This is a genomic window from Janthinobacterium sp. SUN120, assembly GCF_030397735.1.
In the GTDB taxonomy this organism is placed as follows: domain Bacteria; phylum Pseudomonadota; class Gammaproteobacteria; order Burkholderiales; family Burkholderiaceae_D; genus Janthinobacterium; species Janthinobacterium kumbetense.
The window spans coordinates 432,604-454,334 of sequence record NZ_JAPUBW010000002.1; the positions used below are offsets into that span (position 1 = coordinate 432,604).

The window sequence follows — 21,731 nt, forward strand, 5'->3', positions numbered from 1 at the left end:
TTGTTTGACTGATCCATTTTTTTCACTTTCCGAGACTCTTATCCCGCTATGCGTCGTCCTTCCAAAGATTCATCCCACAAACTGACTGCCGACAGCCAGCGCCTGGTCACCTTTGCCCAGGCGATCGTACAGGCAGCCAGCCGTCTCGAAGAGCGGTCCTGGGAACACAGCCTGGATACGCAGCTCCAGAAATTACTCAAAACCGGCCACCAGGACACCATCGACAACACCCTGGGCAGCCTGTTCAAGGAAGACTTGAACGCCTACGACGTGCTGATGGACTGCGTTGAAGCCGTCAGCGAATCGACCGTCGTCACGCATGAAGACGTGCGCTACGACGCCCTGCTGGTGGCCGTGCCCATCCTCGCGTGGACGCGCTTTTCCATCGCCTCCGGCCCCATGGCCGGCGACGCGCACGGCGTATTGTCCGCGCATTTCGCCGCCCACCTGCTGGCCGATGGCACGAAAATGGCCATGGCGCCGACCCTGTATTCGATCGACCAGTTGCCGCGCAGCCACGTCGAAACCTATGCCAAGACGCAGAAGCTGGCACTGGCCGCCCTGAAAGGCACGGCCGTCAAGCCCTCGAGCAAAGAGGCGGAAACGGCGCCCTTCCTGGCCGATACGCGCTACCTGCTGGTGGCCGTGGTGGCCCCAAGCGGCGCCCCCCTGTTCCGCTGGCAGACGCCGGCCAGCCAGCCCGACTTCATCAAGGAGCGCAGCGCCGCCCTGGAACAATGGCGCGCGCAGGCGACGCCGACGATTGCCCGCCTGCTGCCGGGCTGCGGCCTGGAACTGCTGCTGCCGGAAGCGTACTACGTGGCCTGCCGCGAAGCGGACAAGCTGATACGCCCCGTCTCCGTGCGCGCCGCCGTGCACTACCTGACGCACACGCTGGCCATCGAGCCGTCGGAACTGCGCGCCGTCATCGCCGGTTTCGGCGAGGAAGCGGCCGATGGCCAGGTGGACGAGTACCGCATCGCCTTCACCCTGCGCCAGGCGCCGGATGTCATCTACGGCATCGTCTGGCCTTTGTACGGCCAGGAAGACGAGGATGGCACGCCGATCGAAGGCCTGATCCAGGTCGGCATCGCCGCGCTGGACAAGCAAAAGACGCCCGTCGATGAAATTATCGAGCATCTGAACGCCGCCGGCGTGACGCAGATCAAACGCCACGCGGAACGTTTTGTCGGCGAATACTGCGACGATTGCGGCGCGCCCCTGTTTGCCGACCCGGTGGGCGAGTTGGCGCATGCGGAAATGCCGGAAGATACGCCGCAAGGTACCGAGCATTTTCATTAATTGATGCAGCATGGGGCCGGAAGTTTTCTTCCGGCCTTTTTTTCGCCCCGACCGCCGATGCCTTCCAGCCCAGTCTCGCTCTCTCCCCTGCGGCCAGCATTGCTGGCGCTATCGTTTCCCATACTGGCAATGTTGCTGGCGAGCGCATTCATCGCCATGCGCGTCATGGGCACGCTGGGTCCGTTGGGTTTGTTCTGGATGCTGCCGCTGAGTTTTTGCGTGATGGCGGCCTTGCCATGGATCTTGCTGTCGCCGCACGGGCGCCGCAGCATCGGCCTGCAAGCGCCCTCCGGCAAGGCGCCGTATGCGCTGGCCTTGATCTGCGGCGCGGCAGCCGCGCTCCTGTGCTTTGCCCTGGGCATGCTGCTGTATGGCGCCACGCCGGACAACTGGTTTGTCAGCATAGCGGCCAGCTTTCGCCGCACGGCGCCCACGGCGGGGCTGAGCATCTGGATGCTGCACCTGATGATCACCGTGCCGGCTTGCATCTTCAGCCCGATCGGCGAGGAAATCTTCTTTCGGGGCGTGCTGCAAAAGGCGCTGGAGGAAAAACTGTCCGTGCGCAGCAGCACCTGCGTGGAAGCAGGACTGTTCGGCCTGGCACACCTGTGCCATCATGGCTTGAGCATGACGGCTGCCGGCCTGTCGCTGAATGCGGCCTCGGCGGCGGGGTGGGTGACGCTGATGTTTGCGACAGCCTGCCTGTTCGCATGGTTACGGCGCCGCCATGCTTCGCTATGGCCAGCGATGGCGGCGCACGCGGCATTCAATCTGACGATGAATGCCGTGATTTTCCAATTTCTGTGGCCAACATTACCACTGTGAAAACGGATGGCGGATCAGGTTGGCGTTGTAGTAGCGCGCATCGCCCGACACTTCCGCGCCGATCCAGTCGGGTTTCTCGAACGGCTGATCTTCCGAGGCCAGTTCGATCTCCGCCACCACCAGGCCCGCATTGGCGCCCAGAAACTCGTCGACTTCCCACACCATGCCCGCGTGTTCGATGCGGTGGCGAACCTTTTCGATCAGCGGCTGTTCGCACAGGCTGTCGAGCAGTTCGGCCGCGTCGGCCAGCGGAATCGGATACTCCCACTCGCCGCGCGTCGCGCCCACGTTCGCCCCCTTGATGGTCAGCATCGCCTGCTCGCCTTCGATGCGCACGCGCACCACGCGCTCGCGCGCGGACGACAAATACCCCTGGCGCAGCAGGACCGACTGGCCCAGGCCGCGCCAGGCGTCGCCGGCAAGCAGAAATTTACGCTCGATTTCGATACCCATGAACAACGCCGTTCAATCCAGCGACAGCAGGATAGGCTGCAGCATGGCCGCGCCCAGGGCCGCGCTGCGCGCGCCGTTCCAGCCGACGGCCGGATCCGGCAAGTCGGCGTTTTCCTTGAACGGCATTTCCAGGGTCAGCGCCAGGCAGCCGAAGTGGTGGCCGACGTACTTCGATGCCAGGGTCAGCATGTCCGACTTGTACTTGCTGGCGGCATAGCCGAACTTGTCCTGGAAGTCCGGACTGGCCTGCTTGTAGCGCTCGATGAAGGCTTTCTGGTGCGCCGCTTGCGCCGGCGTGAAGTTTTCCAACATTTCATTGCCGGCCACAAAGTTGTACGGCAGCGCTTCATCGCCGTGGATGTCGAAGAACATGTCGACGCCCGTTTCGTGTATCTTGTTTTTCACGCACAGCACTTCCGGGCTGGACTCCAGCGATGGCGTCATCCATTCACGGTTCAGGTTGGCGCCTGCCGCATTCGTGCGCAGGTTGCCGCGGATGGAGCCATCCGGGTTCATGTTCGGCACGATGTGGAACACGGCGCGCTGCAAGAGCTTGCGCGCGATCGGGTTGGCGTCGTCCAGCAGCGAGTCGATCAAGCCTTCGACGAACCATTCGGCCATCGATTCGCCCGGATGCTGGCGCGCGATGACCCAGATTTTCTTTTCCGCCTGCGGATTGCCGATGGTAACCATGTTCATGTCGCGGCCGTCGACCGTGCTGCCCAGGTCGGACACGCGCGCCAGCGGATGCTCGGCCACTTCGCCCAGCAGGCGCAGATGGCGTTCCCACGAATACGGCTCGAAATAGGCGTAGTACACGCTGTCGAGTTCCGGCGTGTGCGAAATCGTCATGACCTGGCCGTCGAACGAGGTCGGCACGCGGAACCAGTTTTCGCTGTCGTAGCTAGCCACGGCCTGGTAGTCTTCATAGCCGGCCGGATAGGTGGCCTGGCCCGCGTTCAGGAAGCGCATCGTGCATGCCTGGCCGCGCGCGCCCTGCAGGCGGAAGTGGAACCACTGGTGGATGTCGGCGTGGCTATCCTTGCGCAAGTTCAGGTCGATGGCGCCGGCACTGGTGGCGCTCACCACGTCGATGGCGCCCGAGTCGAAGTTCTGGCTGATTTTAATGGTCATGTAATGATCCCGTCCGAATGTAAGTGTTCCGGCGTTGCCTCGTGGGCTGGCGCCGTTGCGCTAAAAAACGCAGTGTAAGCTATCCCGCTATTTTCCGCCCTTTGGCACCGTTCGCAAAGCCTAGCCCGGCGTTTTATGCACCAATCCGGGGCATCGATGGAAAAGTGCCGGGCAAAAGCGCGAAAAATCGGTCAGCTGTTGCATCTACCGGACAAAAAACTGCTTTGTAACAACGGCTGACACATTGGCGCCCGGTCGCCCCCCTATAATTCTTGCTTTCATAGAGTCGCCAGGAAAGAGTCGTGGACAAGAAGTTAACTAACATCCAGGAAAGAAAGTTACGCGAGGCTCAGGCGCGGCGCGAGCACATCATCGACGTCGTCAAAGATCTCATCAAGAAGGGCGGCGCGCGCGCCGTCTCCATCCGCAAGGTAGCCGAGGCGGCCGGTTTTTCCACCACCGTCGTGTACGCCCTGTTCCGCGACAAGGCCACCCTGATCGCCCAGGCCATGGACAAGGATTTGCTGGAACTGGTGCGCGCCATGCGCACGGCGTGCGCCACCAGCGATGATCCGTGGCAGCGCATCGCCCTGGTCGGCCGCGCCTACATCGAGTACGGCTTCCAGCATCCGGACGAGTATTCGCTGATCTTCATGGAATTGCGGCCGCACGCGGAAATCGACGCCGTCGAAGTCGAACACGGCAATATCGAGCAGGATCCGTACGCCTATGCGCTGCACCTGTTTACCGAACTGGCGCAAGCGGGCCAGGTGCGCCAGGACGAGCCGGCGCTGCACACGATGACGCAAGTCTTCTGGCAATCGCTGCACGGCCTCGTGTCGCTGCGCATCGTCATGGATGCGGGCGACCCGTGGACGCCGCACCCGGAAATGAATGCGCATATCGACGACTTGCTGGCTGTCGTCACGGCAGGCATCCGTCTGCGCTTTGCACCGGCTTCCTGACGTTTGATCCAGCACAAACCGTCCCGACAGAAAAGGCGGACAGTGGAGTGAAGCCGCCTGCGCTGGTGCAGCGCGGCTCGTGCGAAGGAGGGCGAGATGAACGAGGCCTATGCCACGGACCGGCTTGACAAACAGCAAAGCGCGCACAATGCTGTCCGTATGGAAGCGCGGCTGACAAAACTGGAAGCGGACCGGGAACACGACCGGCAATGGTTCAAGACGCTCGAGCAGCGTCTTGGCGACGGCCTCGACAATGTACGCACGGAGTTGCGCAACGAATCGCAGTTGCTGCGCGCCGACCTGACGCAGTTTCGCGGCGACTTGCGCGGCGACTGCCACGCCTTGCGCACGGAACTGGGGGACATCCGAAAGCACATGCACACCCACTTCCTGTGGTTCATGGGCATACAGGCCACCACCACGTTTGCCCTGCTGGGCCTGGGCGCCAAGGCGCTGCATATGTACTGAGGAAAAGCAACAAGGCAGGCGCGGTGCCGCACCGCCCTGCCTGTCTTGAGGTTAGCGAAGCTGCTACGCTGCCAGCATGCTCTGCGTTTCCTGGTAGCGCGTGTGCCACGACAGCGCCTGCTCCAGGATGTGCGGCGTATGGCCGCCGCGCTGGCATGCCGCGTCGTAATAGGCACGCAGTTGCGCGCGGTAGTCTGGGTGCGTGCAGCGTTCGATGATCAGCGGCGCCCGTTCGCGCGGCGCCAGGCCGCGCAAGTCCGCGTAGCCCCACTCCGTCACCAGCACGTCGACGTCATGCTCCGTATGGTCGACATGCGAGACCATCGGCACGACGCTGGAAATGCGCCCGCCCTTGGCCGCCGATTTCGATACGAACATCGACACTTGCCCATTGCGCGCAAAGTCGCCCGAGCCGCCGATGCCGTTCATCATGTGCGTGCCGCACACGTGCGTGGAATTGACATTGCCGTAGATATCAAACTCGAGCGCCGTGTTCAGGGCGATGATGCCCAGGCGGCGCACGATCTCGGGATGGTTGCTGATCTCTTGCGGGCGCAGCACGATCTTCGAGCGGTAATGGTCGATATTGTCCATCAGCTTCTGGTGCACGGCGGCCGACAGGGTGATCGACGAGGCCGATGCAAACGCCAGCTGGCCCGAGTCGAGCAGCTCGATGGCGCTGTCCTGCAGCACTTCCGAATACATCGTCATATTGCGGAAAGGCGAGCCGATCAGACCATGCAGCACGGCGTTGGCGATGGTGCCGATGCCCGCCTGCAGGGGCAACAATTCCGGGCCCATGCGCCCGGCCGCCACTTCGCCTTGCAGGAAGGCGATCACGTGGCCGGCGATCGCTTGCGTTTCCGCATCGGGCGGCAAGGCGTTCGACGGGCTGTCGGGACTGTCCGTGATGACGATGGCGGCGATGCGGGCCGGGTCGATGGCGATGGCCGTGCTGCCCAGGCGCTGGTCGACGCGCGTGAGGGGAATCGGTTCGCGCCCCGGCAGGGTTTGCGGAATATAAATGTCGTGCAAGCCTTCCAGCGCCAGCGGCGTGGACAGGTTGATTTCAATAATGACTTGGGTGGCCTGCTGGGCAAACGCGGCGGAGTTACCCACCGACATGGTCGGGATGATGGCGCCGGCCGCCGTAATGGCGGTGGCCTCGATGACGGCGATATCGACGGCCGCCAGGTTGCCCGAGCGCAGCTGCTCGGCCGTTTCCGACAGATGCTGGTCGATGAACATGACTTCACCGTTGTTGATCTTGCCGCGCAGCACAGGGTCGACCTGGAACGGCATGCGGCGCGCCAGCACGCCCGCTTCGGCCATCAGGCCGTCGCTGCCATTGCCCAGCGAAGCGCCCGTGATCAGGGTCAGGCTCAACGGGTCTTGCAGGGCGCGTTCGGCCAGCGCGCGCGGCAGAGCCTTGGCGTCGCCGGCACGGGTAAAGCCGCTCATGCCGACACGCATGCCGTTGTGGAACAATTTGGCTGCCTCATCGGCGCTCATGATTTTGCTGAGCAAGCCTGGGTGGCGGATACGGTCCTCGTACATCGTGATGCTCCTGATATTCTTAATATTCTCAAACTGGATGGCTGTCATACACCAACCCCATAAGTGGATTCAGTATAAAATCCCGCTTACATGCATGGCATGAATTAATTTCGTCACATCCAGTCGATATTTTCATGCCCCGCCAACGCCGAGCCCCTCTTGGATATCCGTTCCCTGCGCTATTTCGTCGAAACCGTGCGCCTGTCGAGCTTTACGCAGGCGGCGGAATCGCTGCACCTGACACAGTCCACCATCAGCAAGATGGTGCGCCAGCTGGAAGACGAGGTGGGCGCACAATTGCTCGTGCGCGACGGGCGCAAGCTGACCCTGACGGACACGGGCCGCATCGTCTACCAGCACGGCCAGGAAATGCTGGCCAATATGCGCCAGCTGACGCTGGAGGTGCGCGACACCCAGGCCTTGCAGCGCGGCAGCCTGACGGTCGGCATCCCGCCCATGATCAACGTGCTGTTCACGCCCGTATTGAAAGCCTTCCGCGCGCGCCACCCGAACATCAGCCTGACCCTGCAGGAAGACACGGGCCAGCAGATCGAGCGCCAGGTGGCGGCCGGCGAGCTGGAAATCGGCATGACGGTGCTGCCGGCCGACCCGGAACTCGATCTCGTGGCCGTGGAAGTGGCCAACTACCCGATCTGGGCCCTGGCCGAGCCGGGCACATTCCAGAAGCAGCGCACGACACTGCCCTTCAAGGCGCTGGCCGACTTGCCGCTGGTGTTATTAAAGGATGATTTCGCGCTCACGCGCAGCCTGCGCCAGCATTTCGCGCAAGCGGGCTTCACGCCGACCATCGCCGCGCAGAGCGGGCAATGGGACTGGCTGGTGGCGATGGCCTCGGCCGGCCTGGGCGTGGCCCTGCTGCCCGAGCCGTTCATCCACCGCCTAGCCGGCGAACGGCTGGAGGCGGTGCGCATCGTCGAGCCGGAGGTGGCGTGGCAGGTGGCGCACGTCTGGAGCGGGCGCTACCTGTCGCATGCGGCGCGCGCCTGGCTCGAGGTATGCCAGGACGTGCTGGGCACGCCGTTCGCGCACTGACGTAAAAAAGGGTGGCCGAGGCCACCCTTTTGATTGATCGCGCCACCTTGCTTACTTGGCGGCGTCGTCCTTGTACATGCTGGCGTACTTCCAGCCGAAGTACAGAATGAAGGTGTAGCACAGGGCCGGCACGAGGAAGGACAGCTGCAAATTGATGTGGTCGGCCAGGAAGCCCTGGATGAACGGCACGATGGCGCCGCCGACGATGGCCATGCACAGGATGCCCGAACCTTGACCCGTCTGCGCGCCCAGCTTGTTCAGGGCCATGCTGAAGATGGTCGGGAACATGATGGAGTTAAACAGGCCCACGGCGATCAATGCCCACATGGCCGTGTGACCGCTGGAGAACACGGCGACGAGGATCAGCGCAATGACGACGGCGGCGTTGAAGGCCAAGGTCTTGCCCGGGCTGACATAGCGCATCACGGCAAAGCCGACGAAGCGGCCCAGCATGGCGCCACCCCAGTAATAGCTGACGAAATACGCGGCGTCGGCGTGGCTCAGGCCAGCGATATGGCTCTCGCCCAGGAAGTTGATCAGGAAACTGCCGATGCTCACTTCACCGCCCACATACAGGAAGATGGCCAGCGCGCCCAGCACCAGATGGCGGTGCGACCAGATCGAGACCTTGTGGCCATCCTGCGCCACGGCGGCCGCATCGTCGGCATGCGAAATCTTCGGCAATTTCGCCAGCGCGAACAGCACGGCCAGGATCACCAGGGTCGCAGCCAGCACCAGGTACGGGCCTTGCACGGAAGCGGCTTCCTTGGCGCGGTAAGCCAGTTGCTCGGCTGCCGGCAGCAGGTCGAACTGCTGCACCGTCAGCACGGTGCCCGACAAAATCAGCATGCCGCCCAAGGCCGGCGCCACGGTGGTGCCCAGCGCGTTGAACGCCTGCGTCAGGGTCAGGCGGCTCGACGCCGTCTGCGGGTCGCCCAGTTCCGTCACGTACGGATTGGCCGCCACCTGCAGCACGGTGATGCCCGCCGCCAGGATGAAGAAGGACAGCAGGAACAGCGCATAGCTGCCGGTGGACGCCGGGTAGAACATGGCGCAGCCGGCGGCCGCGATCAGCAGCCCGGCGACGACGCCGCGCTGGTAGCCGATTTTCTTGATCAGCATGCCGGCCGGCAGCGAAACGATGGCGTAGGCGCCGAAGAAGCAGAACTGCACCAGCATCGCCTGGACATACGTCAAGGTGTAGATCGAGCGCAGATGGGGAATCAGCACATCATTGAGCGAGGTCAGCAGTCCCCACATGAAAAACAGCACCGTGACAATGATCAGGGCGCCTGTATTGTTTTGCGTGCCGGCCCGTGCGGACGGTACGCCCTGGCCTTGCTTTACATATTCCATACCTTCTCCATTTTTCAATTCCAAGTTGATCGCGCCAGGCATGGAAGCGTTTCCACCCGGGCAGCACCAGGACGCGCAAGCGCCACGCAGATATCAGCGTGGGCCATGACTGCTATCAGCAATACGGGGCAGGCATGGCATCTCGCGCGTGCGGCCGACCGTTTCTCGTCAGAACGATGTCTTGTGGGCGCGGCACGCCTGCGGGCTGCGTCTGAAAACAACATCCTGGACAAAAACGTCTTGTAGTAAAACTACAATCCTGCGCCGGCATTATGCCTTAAAGCCCCGTATTGCGCAGCTTTCGCGACCATTATTTGAAAAATGAATAGCTGACATTTGAAATCAAAAGTAGCCTTATAACTTGGAATCGCTATACTTATATTGCAGTGCAGCACAACGCGGCACGCCACTCAAGGAGTCTGCCATGTCTACCGCATTTACCTACCACACCACGCAAAACAGCAATATCGTCGCCACCCTCGTCCACGCCGCCAAGCGCGTGGGCGCCTGGCTGAACCAAAGCAGCGACCGCCGCGAACGCGCTTATGAAGAAGCCTACCTGGCTGAATCGACCGACCGCTACGATCTGGAATACCGCATGCGCGAACTGGCCCGTGCCAACCCGCAGCCAAGCTGGATGAGCGGCCTGAGCCGTTAATGTCCTGAACCGGAAGCAAGCAGTACCAGCAAGACCATTACCAGACCCATCCTGCTCGCCTCGCGCTTGAGCACGGGATGGGTATGCGGCAACAGGCGGCCGCCCGGCACGACACCGGGAAGCGTCACCATGTTGCAGTGCATCAGGTCATTTTCATGACCATCTGCACGTTTTACTATCAATTCATCTAGTTTTACTACGTACTTCTACGGATCGCTCAATGCGGGATCATGCCCGTGAACACGTACGCCTGCAGCATGGTGATGATGCCGATGATGACGGCAAACAGCAGACTGTGCTTCAAGGTAAAGCGGAACAGGTCCGATTCCTTGCCCACCAGGCCAGTCGCGGCGCAGGCGACGGCGATCGACTGGGGCGAAATCATCTTGCCCGTCACGCCGCCCGTCGTATTGGCCGCCACCAGCAAGGTGTCGGACACGCCGATCTGGTGCGCCGTCGTGTTTTGCAGGGAGCAGAACAAGGCATTCGACGACGTATCGGACCCCGTCAGGAACACCCCCAGCCAGCCCAGGAACGGCGAGAAGAACGGGAAGGCGGCGCCGCTGCCGGCCAGCAGCAGGGCCAGGGTGGACGACATGCCCGAATAGTTGGCCACGAAGGCAAACGCCAGCACCAAGCCGATCGACAGCACGGGACGGCGCAATTCCACGAGCGTTTCGACAAAGGCCTTGATGCCATCGCGCGGCTTCATGCGCAGCATCCACATCGACAGCACGGCCGTCAGCAAGATCGCCGTGCCCACGGCCGACAGCAGGTCGAGCTTGAAGACGGCGTCATACGCTTTCGGCTCCGCCACGATGGGCATCGTCTTGATCACCAGTTTATCGAGGTAAGGCACGTGGATCTTGACGACCAGGCTGGATAACGCTCCGCCGGCGGCGAACAGGGACTTGAAGCCGGGCAGGCTCCAGACGGTGACGATGGCCGTCAGCAGGCCGAACGGCGCCCAGGCGCGCGCCGTCTGCACCAGCGTGTAGGGCGAGGCAGCGCGGCTGCCGCTGCCGCGCAAGTCCGCATTGCCTGCCCCGCCGCCAAAACCGGACAGCGCGGCGGCGCCGCCACCGACGGCGTTGACCACCTTGGCATTCTTCGGCTGCCACACTTTCAGGAACAGGGTCAGCGACACCAGGCTGACGAGGGCCGAGGTGATGTCCGGCAGCTCCGGCCCGATATGGTTCGACGTGAAGTACTGGGTGACGGCAAAGCTGGCGCCCGTCACCAGGGCGGCCGGCCACACTTCGCGCACGCCGCGCACGCCATCCATCATGAAGACCAGCCAGAAAGGCACGGCCAGCGACAGCAGCGGCAACTGGCGGCCCGCCATCGCGCCGATCAGGAACGGGTCGATGCCCGTCACCTGGCCCGCCACGATGATGGGGATGCCCATGGCGCCAAAGGCCACGGGCGCCGTATTGGCGATCAGGCACAGGCCCGCCGCATACAGCGGGTTGAAGCCCAGGCCCACCAGCAGCGCCGAGGTGATCGCCACGGGCGCGCCGAAACCGGCCGCCCCTTCCAGGAAGGCGCCGAAGGCAAAGCCGATCAAGAGCACCTGCAGGCGCTGGTCGTCCGTGACCGACAGCACCGAGGCGCGGATGATCTCGATCTGCCCCGTTTTCACGACGATCTTGTACAGGAAGACGGCCGTGACGATGATCCAGGCGATCGGCCACAAACCATACGCAAAACCATAGCCGGCCGCCGCCAGCGCCTGCGGCACGGGCATGCCGTACGCAAAAATCGCCACGGCCAGCGCCAGCGCCAGGGTGACGGCGGCCGCCACGTGGCCCTTGATGCGCAGCGCGGCCAGGGCGATGAAGAAGAAAATGATGGGAACGGCTGCCGCCAGGGACGACAGCCACAGGCTGCCGAGCGGTGTATAAAGTTGGGTCCAGGTTTGCATGTCGGGTCTCCTCCGGTGGATGCGGGTTGATTGAAAAAACGGCTTTTGATGTAATTGTGTGTAGCGTGTTTTTTGCGGTGCTTCGGTGCTGCCGGGCCGGGCTATTCCTCCTGCCCGCGCGCATTGAGCAAGTCGGCCAGGCTGCGCGGCGCCGGCGTCAACGGCTTGCGGTGCTGCGTCCAGCCCAGCTGCTTGCCCGGCGTCAGTGCGCGCAGCCGCGTGGCGGCCCAGCGGAACAGGCGATAACTGATTGGGCGCGCGAAGGCGCCGCTCCAGAAACGCCAGACCAGGCTTTCGCCGCGGCTGAACTTGGCCCCCTGGCCGCGCAGCGGATGGCTGACTTCCTCGTTCGGATTGCGGTTCGCCTCCGTGCGCAGGCGCACCAGCAGTTGCGGAATCGGGATGCGCACGGGGCACACTTCGCCGCAGGCGCCGCACAGGCTCGACGCGGTGGCCAGGTCGGCCGTCGCAGCCAGTCCCAGCAAGTGGGGCGAGATGATCTTGCCGATCGGCCCCGGATACGTGGTGCCGTAGGCGTGGCCGCCGATGCGCGTGTAGACGGGGCAATGATTCATGCAGGCGCCGCAGCGTATGCATTGCAGGGTGGCGCGCAGCTGCTCGTCGGCGTAGGCCTGGCTGCGGCCGTTGTCGAGCAAGACCAGGTGCACTTCGCGCGGCCCATCCTGTTCACCGGCGCGGCGCGGGCCGGAAATCAGGTTGAAATACGTGGTGATGGCCTGCCCCGTGGCCGAGCGCGTCAGCAAGCTGGCCAGCGGCACGATATGTTCGAGCTTGGCCACCACCTTTTCCATGCCCATGATGGCGATGTGCACGTCCGGCACGGATGTCGTCAGCCGGCCATTGCCCTCGTTTTCCACCAGCCACAGGGTGCCCGTGTCGGCCGCCGCGAAGTTCACGCCCGACAGGCCGATGTCAGCTTCGACGAAGGCCTGGCGCAACGCGCGCCGCCCCGTCTGGATCAGGCTGTCGACGTCTTCCGTGTAGGGCGCGTCGGGAATGTGCTCGGCGAACAGGCCGGCGATATCGGCCTTGGTCTTGTGAATCGCCGGCATGACGATGTGCGACGGTTTTTCGCCGGCCAGCTGCACGATGTACTCGCCCATGTCCGACTCCAGGCAGGTCATGCCGCGCGCTTCCAGGTAGTGATTGAGCTCGATTTCCTCGCTGGCCATCGACTTGCCCTTGATGAAGCGCGTCGCCTTGGCCTTTTGCGCGATGGCGTGGATGATGGCGTTGGCCTGCTCGCCATCCTCGGCCCAGTGCACCTGCACGCCGGCCGCCGTCAGCCTGTCTTCCAGCTGCACCAGCAAGTCGGGCAGGCGCGCCAGCGCGTGCCGGCGCACGGCTTCGCCTAGGTCGCGCAAGCGTTCCAGCTCGTCGCCGTCGGGGAACTGCGCCGTGCGCTTGTCCTGCAAAAAATCCATGGCGCCGCGAAAGCTCTGGCGCAGCTTCGGGTCGTCCAGCGCGGCGCGGGCGCGCGCATGGAAGTCCGCCGGTTTGACGAATTGCAGTGGCTTGGCGTTCATGGCTGGCCTCCTTCACGGGCTGGCAAGTCATCGACGATCAGCACCCACAGCCAGCGCGGGCCATGCGCGCCATAGGCGAGGGTTTGCTGGATGTCGGACGTTTTCGAGGGACCCGACACCAGCACCAGGTTCGATGGCATGCCGTCCGCCCAGCGTTCGGCGCGCGCCGCCGCATGCAAGTCCGCATGCAGGGTGCTCGCATACACGAGGCAAATGTGCAGCGGCGGCGCCAGCGACACCGTGCGCGGCGTGGCCGCGTCGGGCGCGATGACCAGCGTGCCCGACGCGGCGATGCCGGAACGGGCGACGGTAAAACCCGCGTCGACAGTGTCGAACAACTCGCCCTTCCACTGCACCAGCGGACGGTCAAAAGACAGCGCCTCGACGCCGTCCGGCAAGGCGGCCCGCAAGGCCTGCCCTTCGGCGCTGCCGATATCGAGCAGCACACGGCGCGCGCCGTGTGCTTCCAGGCGCTGCGCCAGCAGGGCAGGCCAGGCATCGCCGCGCACGCAATCGACTTCCGCATGCGCGGCCTGCAGGGCGGCCTGCAGGGCGGCGATCCGGCCCCGTGGCGACAGCGGCGCTTGTGCGCGGCGCGCCAGGTAGTGCTGGTCGATGGCCGTATCGATGACGTCCACCGCCTCGGGCATGGACGGCGCCGCGGCGCGCAGGCGTCCCAGCATGCGTTCGCGGGCAGTCAGGGCGGCGCTCATGCTTCGCCTCCCGTGCGGCGCCACAAAAAGCTGGCCAGGTGTTCGACGGGCAGCGGCGCGCCCTGGTGTTGCGCGGCATGGCCGATATTGAGCAGGCAGCCGCAATCGGCCGAGACGAGCCGGTCGCAGCCCGTGGCGCAGGCCGAGGCGATCTTGTCGCTGACCATGGCGCCGGAAATATCCGGGTGCTTCAGTGAAAACGTGCCGCCGAAGCCGCAGCATTCCGATTCGCGCTGGTGTTCGATGCGCGTCACGCCGGGCAAGGCGTCGACCAGTGCCACGCCGTGCACCCGCGCGCCCATTTCGCGGCGCGCGCCGCACGAGGTGTGCAGCACCACGCTTTCCTGCGCCTGCCCTGCGCCTGCCAGACCGGCCACATCGAGTTGCAGCACGCAGACGAGAAATTCGCTCAGTTCATACACGCGTTCGGCAAGTTCGGCCGCCTTGGGGCCGGCGACGGGGTCGTCCTGGAACAGTTGCGGCCAGTGGTGGCGCATCATGCCGGCGCAGGAGCCGGACGGCACGATCACGGGCCAGGGCTGCGCGAACAGGTCGAGCTGGGCGCGGGCCACGGCACGCGCCTGTTCCGGGTTGCCGCTGCTGTAGGCGGGCTGGCCGCAGCAGCTCTGGCCGCGCGGATAATGCACCAGCAAGCCTTCCCGCTCCAGCAGGCGCACCGCGTCGAGCCCCGCCTGCGGCACGAACAGGTCGACCAGGCAGGTGGCGAACAGGTACACCTGGAGCGGTGCGGGTGGATAGCGGCGTGGCTGGCGCGGATCTGGCTGCATGAGTGTGTCTCCCCGGCGCTCTGTGTGTTGCTGCGGCGCCGCTGTGTGTTGTTAAGAATGACTGGTTCACGCATAATTCCAGCTTCCGCAAGCCACTTCAAATTGCTCGGACCACTTTAAAACAACACCGGAAGACATCGATGGCGACAGGCATGCAAACGCGGGGCAGGGTCGAGATGGTGATGCGCCGGCTGGAAACCGCCCTGCTGGACGGCAGCTTGCCGGCGGGCGCGCAGTTGCCGGCCGAGCGCCTGCTGGCGCAGCAATATGCCGTCTCGCGCAACACCGTGCGCGAAGCGGTGCAGCGGCTGGCGGCGCGGGGACTGGTGCGCAGCCGGCGCGGCGCCGGCGTGTTCGTGACGGATCAGCTGCGCACGGGCATGGCGTCGCCGTGGAGCCAGCTGGTGGCCGACCACCCCGCCCTGCGCGACGACATCCTGGAATTTCGCCGCGTGCTGGAAGGGGCGACGGCCTACTTTGCGGCGCAGCGGGCCAGCGGGGACGAGCGCGCGCAAATCATGGCCCTGCTGGCCGAACTGGAACAGGCGCGCGCCAGCGACGACAAGCACGGCGAGGCGCAGGCCGATGCGCGCCTGCATGAAGTCATCGCGCAAGCGTCGCACAACACCATGTTCCTGCACTTGCACACCAGCATCATCGGCATGCTGCGCGACCACATCACCATCAATGGCACGGGCTTGCGCCAGCAGGACGAGGCCACTTCGCTGCAACTGCTGTCGCAGCACCGCACGCTGTGCGAGGCCATCTGCGCCAGCCAGCCCGAAGAGGCGCGCACGGCCATGCAAGGCCACATCGATTTCGTGCGCACGCGCGTCACCAGCGACGAATAAGGGTCACTGGTAGGACCAATCTGATATACAGCATGGTGGGGCAACGCGTCGTGGCTTGTCGCAGGGCCGGGCAAGAATGGGGTCCCGATTCGCTATCCGACAGGTTTCCATGCATTTGCATCATGCAATTGACGATATCCGCAAGCCGGCGCCGCTTCCCTTGCTGGCGCTGCATGCCGGCGCCAGCGCCGCCTTTGCCGCCGCGCTGCTGCCGCCCGCCGGCTGGCCGCTGGCCCTGGCGTGCTGCCTGCTCATCCTGGCCATGCTGCTGCGGGCCGTGCGCGCACCTGCCGCACAGCTTGGCCGCGCCGCCTCCGGCACCGCGCTGCTGGCGCTGGACCTGCTCGTGTTCCTGCTCTGCTATGCCTTGCGCGAGGCCGACGCCGATTGGCATGCGACCGCCTTTTGCATCCTGCTCGCCGCACCCTATGCCGGCATCACGCGGCACCTGCTGGGCGGCGCCGGCCTGGCCATTGCGGCGAGCCTGGCCTGGCTGGGCCTGCAGGATGACGTTCAGGCCGGCAACGCCGCCACCTTGCTGCTGCTCAACCTGACCGGCCTCTGCGCCGGCCATGGCCAGCAGAGCCAGCACCGCGCGCACGCACTGCAACACGCCGTCCTCGCTGAACAGGCCGTGCGCGACCACCTGACCGGCTGCTACAACCGCCGCTACCTCGACGAGCACTTGCTGGGCGCCGAACTGGCGCGCTCACAACGCCATGGCCTGTGCCTGACGGCCATCCTGTGCGATCTCGACCACTTCAAGCGCATCAACGACGCCCACGGCCACGCCGCGGGCGATGCCGTGCTGCGCACCTTTGCCGGCCTGCTCGGCAACGCCACGCGCCGCGGCATCGACAGCGTGGTGCGCCACGGCGGCGAGGAGTTCCTGCTGATCCTGCCCGAAACGGACCTGGCTGGCGGCGTGCGCCTGGCCGAACGCCTGCGCGACGGCCTGGCGCAGCACATCGGCACGACGGCCAGCTTCGGCGTCGCCTCCCTCGCGTGTGCGCCCGGCAGCCGGGCGCCCGGCGCCGCCGCCCTGGTCGCTGCTGCCGACCGCCTGCTGTACCAGGCCAAGCACGCGGGGCGCAATTGCGTCAGGGCAGCCAGGCTGGATACCCTGTAATTGCCATCGAATCAATGTTACCATTCGTTAACTTGTGTACTTATCAGTACACATCCTGCCACTGAATAGAACGGAATCATCATGTCTGCACCCGCGCCCCGCCCCTCCACCATCATGCGCCAATGGCAAATGCTGCGCCTGATACCGCAGGCGCCACGCACCATCACCGTCGCCCAATTGCACGACAAGCTCAAGGCCATCGACTTCGCCATCGGCGTGCGCACGATCCAGCGCGACTTGCTGGACCTGGCCGAGATTTTCCCGCTGACCAATCCAGCCGACAGCAAGCCGTTTGGCTGGTGCTGGATGGAAAATGCGGCGCGCATGGACATGCCGGGCCTGTCGACGCCTGCCGCGCTGACCCTGGCCCTGATGGAACAGCACATGCGCCATGCGTTGCCGCCATCCACCCTGGACAGCATGCAGCCATATTTCAGCGCGGCACGCCAGACCCTGAACGCGGCCAGCGAGCGTGCCAACGCGTCCGCCTGGCTGAGCAAGATACGCGTCATCGCCCCCATGCAGCGGCTGCTGGCGCCCGACATCGACGAAGCTTGCCAGCGCACCGTGTATGAAGCGCTGATGCAGAACCGCCAGCTCAAGCTGAGCTACAAGAAGCGCGACAATGACAACCTCGTCAGCTATGACGCCGTCCATCCGCTGGCCATCGTGCAGCGGGGCCAGTTGCTCTACCTGGTATGCCTGTTCGCCGACTACCACGACGTGCGCACCCTGGTCCTGCACCGCGTGCAACAGGCGGAAATGCTCTTCCTTGCCGCGCGCGCGCAGCCAGGCTTCGACATCGATGCGTATATCGCCTCCGGCGCCATGGGTATCCGCGAGGGCGAACCGCTGCAGCTTGAAGCCGTGTTTGCCCGCCGCAGCGGCGAGCACCTGTACGAGACGCCGCTGAGCGCGGACCAGCAATTGCAGGAACGCGCCGACGGTTCGCTGCACCTGACCGCCACCGTGCCCAGCACGCGCGAACTGCAATGGTGGCTGCTGGGCCTGGGCGATGGCGTGGAAGTGCTGGCGCCCGCCGCGCTGCGCGAACAGATGAGAAGCACCATCGCCAGCATGGCCAGCCGCTACGCCGCCTGACGATGGCCCCCGGCGGCGGCGAAAACTGCTACCATCGCGCGCCGCCACTCCTTTCGTCCGCCCATGACCGTCCTTAGCCACACTCATCCGCTGGTACTGCAGCTGGAAAACGACTTGCTGCCCCTGTTTCGCGCCGCCCTGCCGTCACTGGCGGCCGCCGCGCCGCAGGTGCTCGCTTCCGTCTTCGCCTTTTCCAGCGGCACGACCAGCGCCTTCCAGGATTATCATTTCGGCATTTCCTGCCTGCTCGCAGACGTGCCCGAGGATGCGCCGGAAGAAGTCGCGCTGCTGGTCAGCGTCACGGGACTCGACGCCGGCGCCCGGCTCAGCGCACAGGTCGTCTGGGGCCAGCCCTCGGGCCGGCTGGAAATGCAGGCCGGGCTGGACGCCGACAGCCTGCAAGCCTTGCATGCGGCCCTGCCAGGCTTGCTGGCCGGCTTGCAACAGGCCGCCAGCCGGGGCAGGCCGGAAATGTGACAGGAGCATGAAAAAGTGCCAGGAAACAACAACTTACGATTTCCGTAGCGCAACTTTATTGACTTCCACTAGCCCTAGCCCCTATCCTTTCAGTTACGTTTGGTGAGAATGTGTGCATGTTCAGACGAACATGCAAACGGCCTCGCCTTGCCTTCACAAAAGTCCATTCCGCATTTTTATTGCAACCATCAGGGCAACGCGCCTGGACGGCCGCTGCCGGCAAATACGGAGCTGACTGCCATGCCATCGCACCACCGTTTCCCCGGATCATCCTTGCTGGGCTGCGCCTTCCTGCTGGCGGCCGCCCTGCCCGTGCAGGCCCAGACCACGGACAGCACTGGCGCCACCTTCAGCGCCAATGCCAGCCTCACTTCGCAATACATTTCGCGCGGCTTCCGCCAGACCTGGGGCAAGCCGGCCCTGCAGGCGGGCGTCGACTACGCGCACCCGAGCGGCTGGTCGCTGGGCACCTGGGCTTCCACCGTCAGCGACCGCTATATCCAGGATGCAAGCGTCGAATGGGACCTGTACGGCGGCTACGGCGGCACGGCGGGCGAGCTGGGTTACAGCGTGCTCGCGTATTACTACAAGTATCCGGGCGCCGTGTACCGCGCCACAGGCGTCAGGTACGACTATGGCGAACTGTCGCTGGGCCTGACCTACCGCATGCTGTACGCCAAATACAACCATACCGTCACGCGCGACTTCTTCGGCATCACGCATGCGCGCGGCACGGGTTACCTGGACGTGGGCGCGAATGTCGACCTGGGCAATGCCTGGACCTTGAACCTGCACGCTGGCAATGGCCGCGTGGCGGGCACGGGCAATGCCATGTGGAACTGGCGCGATGCCAAGGTGGGCGTCACGCGGGCCTTCGACGGCGGCTGGAGCCTGAGTGGCGCCGTGACGCGCGCCTGGGGCGCCACCGACGCCTACGACCATTACACGCTGGGCATCCCGAATGCGGCCGGCCAGTTCGACACCTCGAACCCGGCCGCGGCCACCTTCGTGCTGGCCGTCAGCAAGACTTTCTAGGCGCGCTACCCGCGACGCCCGAGACACCGATACCCCTCCCCATCAAGGAACAGCCTCATGCAACTATCACTGAACAGTAAAATCTGCGTCGCCGCCACAGCGCTCGCCATCCTCAGCCTCGGCGTCACGGCGGCCGTGATCGGCTACAAGAGCAGCGCCAGCGCCGAGGCGGCTGCTTTGGAACTGGCGCGCACGTCGGCACGCGAAGTGGCCGGTGCGCTGCAGGCGCGCATCGCCAGCAACCTGTCGAGCGTTTCCAGCCTGGCCGGCGCCATGCGCGGCACCAAGGGCGCGAATTTGCCCCTGCAGCGCGACCAGATCAATGAACTGACCAAGGCGACGTTGACCAGCTCGGAAGACTTGCTGGGCTCGGCCGTGACGTGGGAGCCGAATGCGCTCGACGGCAAGGATGCGGAGTTTGCCAACCAGAAACCGAACTACGACGCCAGCGGCCGCTTCATGCCCTACTGGACACGGGGCGCCGGCGGCAAGCTGCAAGTCGAACCCATCGTCTTCGACCCGAAAGCGGGCGCCAACGACTGGTACGACGTGCCCAAGCGCACCGGCAAGACTTACTTTACGGAACCGTATATCTATCCCGTCGACGGCAAGGATGTGCTGATGGCTTCGCTGGTGGCGCCCATCATGATCGACGGCAGCTTCAAGGGCACGGCCAGCGCCGACTTCATGCTCACGCGCCTGGCGAAAATCCTCGCCGACCTGAAAGTGATCGAGGGCGGCAAGCTGGCCCTGATCTCGAACGGCGGCCTGTACGCCAGCCACCCCGAACCTGCACGGCTGGGCAAGAAGGCGGACGACGTGCCGGCCGCCGGCCTGGAAAAGGTACGCCAGGGCCAGGCGTATGAATACGAAGACGACAAGGGCTACATCCACTTGCTGCAGCCGCTGCAGATCCACCCCGACATCGCGCCGTGGAGCGTGGAACTGAATTTCCCGAAAAGCGTGGCCACCGCCTCGGCGCGCGACCTGATGGTCTACACGCTGATCGTTGCCCTGCTGTGCGCGGCAGCCACGGCTGGCATTTTGATTCTCGTCGTCAACCAGCTGACGCGCCCCCTGCGCACCCTGGGCCGCACCATGACGGACCTGTCCAGCGGCGACGCCGACCTGCGTGTCAAGCTGGAAGTCAAGGGCACCGACGAGCTGGCCGTCATCGGCAAGGGTTTCAACGCCTTCGTCGAAAAGATCCACGCCGTGCTGCTGCAAGTGCAAGCCAGTGCCGACAACGTGGCGCGCGCCAGCGCGGAAATTGCGCAAGGCAATAACGACCTGTCGGCCCGCACGGAACAGCAAGCCAGCTCGCTGGAAGAGACGGCCGCCTCCGTGGAAGAACTGACGGGCACCGTCAAGGAAAATGCCGACCATGCGCGCCAGGCGAATCAACTGGCTGCTTCCGCATCGAGTGTGGCACAGAAGAGCGGCGAAGTGGTCGGCAAAGTCATAGAAACCATGACGTCGATCAATGACTCGTCGAACAAGATTGTCGACATCATCAGCGTCATCGACGGCATCGCCTTCCAGACGAATATCCTGGCGCTGAACGCGGCCGTGGAAGCGGCGCGCGCGGGCGAACAGGGCCGCGGTTTTGCCGTCGTCGCCACGGAAGTGCGCAACCTGGCGCAGCGCTCCGCCGCGGCGGCCAAGGAAATCAAGCTGCTGATCGACGATTCCGTGGGCAAGGTGGCCGCCGGAAGCAAGCTCGTCGATGAAGCAGGTGCCACCATGGAGCAAGTGGTCGACAGCGTGCGCAAGGTCACCGCCATCATGGCCGACATCAGCGTCGCCACCACCGAGCAAAGCGACGGCATCGCCCAGGTCAACCAGGCGCTGGCGCAGATGGATGGCGTAACGCAGCAAAACGCGGCCCTCGTCGAGGAAGCGGCAGCGGCCGCCGAAAGCCTGCAAGACCAGGCCAGCCATCTGGCCGAGGTGGTCAGCGTGTTCAAGCTGGGTGAGCAGGCGCGCCAGGCAACATCGACAGCAACGCCGGCTGCAGCGCCCGCAGCGCCGCGCGCCGTGACGCCCAAGACAGCCGCGCCAGCCAAACGCCTGAGTGTTGCCAAGCCGCAAGCAGTACAGCATGCGCCGGCCAAGGCGCCGGCAGGCGATGACTGGGAAGAGTTTTAAACCGGCCATTTCCGGCGGCAGCCGGCGCCAGATTCAGGCGCCGGCACGAATTTTATAAACGGCCATATCAATACCTGCCTCGCGCCGGATTCGGCGCGGCACCCGCCTGTTTCTCCTCGACGCCATTGAATGGCCGCACCTGAGATTACCTTCCTTTATTTCCCGCCACGTCAGCACCAGGAAAATGGTCAACCGCTCCTGCCGGAATTTATCCGATGACCATTTTCAATGCAGGCATTGCGGCCAA

Annotated in this window: 20 protein-coding genes; 12 read left to right on the forward strand and 8 right to left on the reverse strand. The window is 64.5% G+C overall.

The genetic code is table 11. The annotated features are described in order from the left end of the window. The first annotated feature begins 48 nt into the window (after positions 1 to 48). On the forward strand, positions 49 to 1,302 hold the full coding sequence (locus O0879_RS11710) for a DUF2863 family protein (RefSeq protein ID WP_289916550.1): 1,254 nt from the start codon (positions 49 to 51) through the stop codon (positions 1,300 to 1,302). Between the two features lie 57 nt (positions 1,303 to 1,359). Further along, the gene (locus tag O0879_RS11715) at positions 1,360 to 2,127 is read left to right on the forward strand and encodes a CPBP family intramembrane glutamic endopeptidase (RefSeq protein WP_289916553.1); all 768 of its coding nucleotides are present in this window, start codon (positions 1,360 to 1,362) and stop codon (positions 2,125 to 2,127) included. Here O0879_RS11715 and O0879_RS11720 read toward each other — a convergent pair. Further along, the gene (locus O0879_RS11720; RefSeq protein ID WP_289916556.1) at positions 2,116 to 2,580 is read right to left on the reverse strand and encodes a CYTH domain-containing protein; all 465 of its coding nucleotides are present in this window, start codon (positions 2,578 to 2,580) and stop codon (positions 2,116 to 2,118) included. The two genes, O0879_RS11715 and O0879_RS11720, sit on opposite strands and share 12 nt — an antisense overlap. Before the next feature lie 12 nt (positions 2,581 to 2,592). After that, on the reverse strand, positions 2,593 to 3,714 hold the full coding sequence (locus O0879_RS11725) for a M14-type cytosolic carboxypeptidase (protein ID WP_251350487.1): 1,122 nt from the start codon (positions 3,712 to 3,714) through the stop codon (positions 2,593 to 2,595). A gap of 302 nt (positions 3,715 to 4,016) precedes the next feature. Between O0879_RS11725 and O0879_RS11730 the strand changes: the two genes are divergently transcribed. Both O0879_RS11730 and O0879_RS11735 read left to right on the forward strand, forming a co-directional pair. Continuing rightward, positions 4,017 to 4,679, forward strand: a complete 663-nt coding sequence (locus O0879_RS11730) for a TetR/AcrR family transcriptional regulator (protein ID WP_289916558.1) — start codon at positions 4,017 to 4,019, stop codon at positions 4,677 to 4,679. A gap of 96 nt (positions 4,680 to 4,775) precedes the next feature. After that, on the forward strand, positions 4,776 to 5,147 hold the full coding sequence (locus O0879_RS11735) for a hypothetical protein (RefSeq protein WP_289916561.1): 372 nt from the start codon (positions 4,776 to 4,778) through the stop codon (positions 5,145 to 5,147). A 63-nt stretch (positions 5,148 to 5,210) separates the two neighbouring features. On the opposite strand, the gene O0879_RS11740 is transcribed toward O0879_RS11735, so the two are convergent. Then, on the reverse strand, positions 5,211 to 6,704 hold the full coding sequence (locus O0879_RS11740) for an acetyl-CoA hydrolase/transferase family protein (protein ID WP_289916563.1): 1,494 nt from the start codon (positions 6,702 to 6,704) through the stop codon (positions 5,211 to 5,213). Positions 6,705 to 6,863: 159 nt separating this feature from the next. Here O0879_RS11740 and O0879_RS11745 point away from each other — a divergent pair, with 159 nt between their 5' ends. Continuing rightward, positions 6,864 to 7,757: a LysR substrate-binding domain-containing protein gene (locus tag O0879_RS11745; protein WP_289916566.1), complete on the forward strand. Its 894-nt coding sequence runs from the start codon at positions 6,864 to 6,866 to the stop codon at positions 7,755 to 7,757. A 51-nt stretch (positions 7,758 to 7,808) separates the two neighbouring features. Here O0879_RS11745 and fucP read toward each other — a convergent pair whose 3' ends face one another. Continuing rightward, on the reverse strand, positions 7,809 to 9,113 hold the full coding sequence (gene fucP / locus O0879_RS11750; protein ID WP_092607048.1) for an L-fucose:H+ symporter permease: 1,305 nt from the start codon (positions 9,111 to 9,113) through the stop codon (positions 7,809 to 7,811). 424 nt (positions 9,114 to 9,537) lie between these two features. Here fucP and O0879_RS11755 point away from each other — a divergent pair, with 424 nt between their 5' ends. Then, a complete protein-coding gene (locus tag O0879_RS11755) occupies positions 9,538 to 9,771 on the forward strand; it encodes a DUF3563 family protein (protein WP_080698581.1) in 234 nt (77 codons plus the stop codon). 217 nt (positions 9,772 to 9,988) lie between these two features. Here the strand turns inward: O0879_RS11755 and O0879_RS11760 are convergent, their stop codons facing one another. The 4 genes from O0879_RS11760 to O0879_RS11775 all read right to left on the reverse strand — a co-directional run bounded on the left by O0879_RS11760 (position 9,989) and on the right by O0879_RS11775 (position 14,743). Then, the gene (locus tag O0879_RS11760; protein WP_289916569.1) at positions 9,989 to 11,695 is read right to left on the reverse strand and encodes a lactate permease LctP family transporter; all 1,707 of its coding nucleotides are present in this window, start codon (positions 11,693 to 11,695) and stop codon (positions 9,989 to 9,991) included. 101 nt (positions 11,696 to 11,796) lie between these two features. Continuing rightward, a complete protein-coding gene (locus tag O0879_RS11765; RefSeq protein WP_289916570.1) occupies positions 11,797 to 13,242 on the reverse strand; it encodes a LutB/LldF family L-lactate oxidation iron-sulfur protein in 1,446 nt (481 codons plus the stop codon). Then, positions 13,239 to 13,955, reverse strand: coding sequence for an LUD domain-containing protein (locus O0879_RS11770; protein WP_289916573.1), 717 nt, complete (start codon positions 13,953 to 13,955; stop codon positions 13,239 to 13,241). The genes O0879_RS11765 and O0879_RS11770 overlap by 4 nt, the downstream gene beginning before the upstream one ends. Next, on the reverse strand, positions 13,952 to 14,743 hold the full coding sequence (locus tag O0879_RS11775) for a (Fe-S)-binding protein (RefSeq protein WP_289910961.1): 792 nt from the start codon (positions 14,741 to 14,743) through the stop codon (positions 13,952 to 13,954). Before O0879_RS11775 ends, O0879_RS11770 begins: the two co-directional genes overlap by 4 nt. Positions 14,744 to 14,895: 152 nt before the next feature. Here O0879_RS11775 and O0879_RS11780 point away from each other — a divergent pair, with 152 nt between their 5' ends. From O0879_RS11780 to O0879_RS11805, 6 genes are all read left to right on the forward strand, one after another. Next, positions 14,896 to 15,594 (forward strand): FadR/GntR family transcriptional regulator, encoded by a 699-nt coding sequence (locus tag O0879_RS11780; RefSeq protein ID WP_289916575.1) that lies wholly within the window; start codon positions 14,896 to 14,898, stop codon positions 15,592 to 15,594. A gap of 109 nt (positions 15,595 to 15,703) precedes the next feature. After that, positions 15,704 to 16,723: a GGDEF domain-containing protein gene (locus O0879_RS11785; protein WP_289916577.1), complete on the forward strand. Its 1,020-nt coding sequence runs from the start codon at positions 15,704 to 15,706 to the stop codon at positions 16,721 to 16,723. An 81-nt stretch (positions 16,724 to 16,804) separates the two neighbouring features. Beyond that, a complete protein-coding gene (locus tag O0879_RS11790; protein WP_289910965.1) occupies positions 16,805 to 17,824 on the forward strand; it encodes a WYL domain-containing protein in 1,020 nt (339 codons plus the stop codon). A 63-nt stretch (positions 17,825 to 17,887) separates the two neighbouring features. Beyond that, positions 17,888 to 18,301, forward strand: a complete 414-nt coding sequence (locus O0879_RS11795) for a hypothetical protein (RefSeq protein ID WP_289916579.1) — start codon at positions 17,888 to 17,890, stop codon at positions 18,299 to 18,301. 240 nt (positions 18,302 to 18,541) lie between these two features. After that, positions 18,542 to 19,336, forward strand: coding sequence for a TorF family putative porin (locus O0879_RS11800; RefSeq protein WP_289916581.1), 795 nt, complete (start codon positions 18,542 to 18,544; stop codon positions 19,334 to 19,336). Between the two features lie 57 nt (positions 19,337 to 19,393). Then, positions 19,394 to 21,484 carry a methyl-accepting chemotaxis protein gene (locus O0879_RS11805; protein WP_289916585.1) on the forward strand — a complete coding sequence of 697 codons (2,091 nt, stop codon included), beginning with the start codon at positions 19,394 to 19,396 and terminating at the stop codon, positions 21,482 to 21,484. Positions 21,485 to 21,731: the final 247 nt, after the last annotated feature.

Coding starts and splice junctions, on each gene's coding strand:
- fucP (WP_092607048.1), bottom strand. CDS start 9,113: ATGGAATATGTAAAGCAAGGCCAGGGCGTACCGTCCGCACGGGCCGGC.
- O0879_RS11800 (WP_289916581.1), top strand. CDS start 18,542: ATGCCATCGCACCACCGTTTCCCCGGATCATCCTTGCTGGGCTGCGCC.
- O0879_RS11760 (WP_289916569.1), bottom strand. CDS start 11,695: ATGCAAACCTGGACCCAACTTTATACACCGCTCGGCAGCCTGTGGCTG.
- O0879_RS11720 (WP_289916556.1), bottom strand. CDS start 2,580: ATGGGTATCGAAATCGAGCGTAAATTTCTGCTTGCCGGCGACGCCTGG.
- O0879_RS11765 (WP_289916570.1), bottom strand. CDS start 13,242: ATGAACGCCAAGCCACTGCAATTCGTCAAACCGGCGGACTTCCATGCG.
- O0879_RS11710 (WP_289916550.1), top strand. CDS start 49: ATGCGTCGTCCTTCCAAAGATTCATCCCACAAACTGACTGCCGACAGC.
- O0879_RS11780 (WP_289916575.1), top strand. CDS start 14,896: ATGCAAACGCGGGGCAGGGTCGAGATGGTGATGCGCCGGCTGGAAACC.
- O0879_RS11795 (WP_289916579.1), top strand. CDS start 17,888: ATGACCGTCCTTAGCCACACTCATCCGCTGGTACTGCAGCTGGAAAAC.
- O0879_RS11790 (WP_289910965.1), top strand. CDS start 16,805: ATGTCTGCACCCGCGCCCCGCCCCTCCACCATCATGCGCCAATGGCAA.
- O0879_RS11735 (WP_289916561.1), top strand. CDS start 4,776: ATGAACGAGGCCTATGCCACGGACCGGCTTGACAAACAGCAAAGCGCG.
- O0879_RS11775 (WP_289910961.1), bottom strand. CDS start 14,743: ATGCAGCCAGATCCGCGCCAGCCACGCCGCTATCCACCCGCACCGCTC.
- O0879_RS11740 (WP_289916563.1), bottom strand. CDS start 6,704: ATGTACGAGGACCGTATCCGCCACCCAGGCTTGCTCAGCAAAATCATG.
- O0879_RS11725 (WP_251350487.1), bottom strand. CDS start 3,714: ATGACCATTAAAATCAGCCAGAACTTCGACTCGGGCGCCATCGACGTG.
- O0879_RS11770 (WP_289916573.1), bottom strand. CDS start 13,955: ATGAGCGCCGCCCTGACTGCCCGCGAACGCATGCTGGGACGCCTGCGC.
- O0879_RS11805 (WP_289916585.1), top strand. CDS start 19,394: ATGCAACTATCACTGAACAGTAAAATCTGCGTCGCCGCCACAGCGCTC.
- O0879_RS11785 (WP_289916577.1), top strand. CDS start 15,704: ATGCATTTGCATCATGCAATTGACGATATCCGCAAGCCGGCGCCGCTT.
- O0879_RS11755 (WP_080698581.1), top strand. CDS start 9,538: ATGTCTACCGCATTTACCTACCACACCACGCAAAACAGCAATATCGTC.
- O0879_RS11715 (WP_289916553.1), top strand. CDS start 1,360: ATGCCTTCCAGCCCAGTCTCGCTCTCTCCCCTGCGGCCAGCATTGCTG.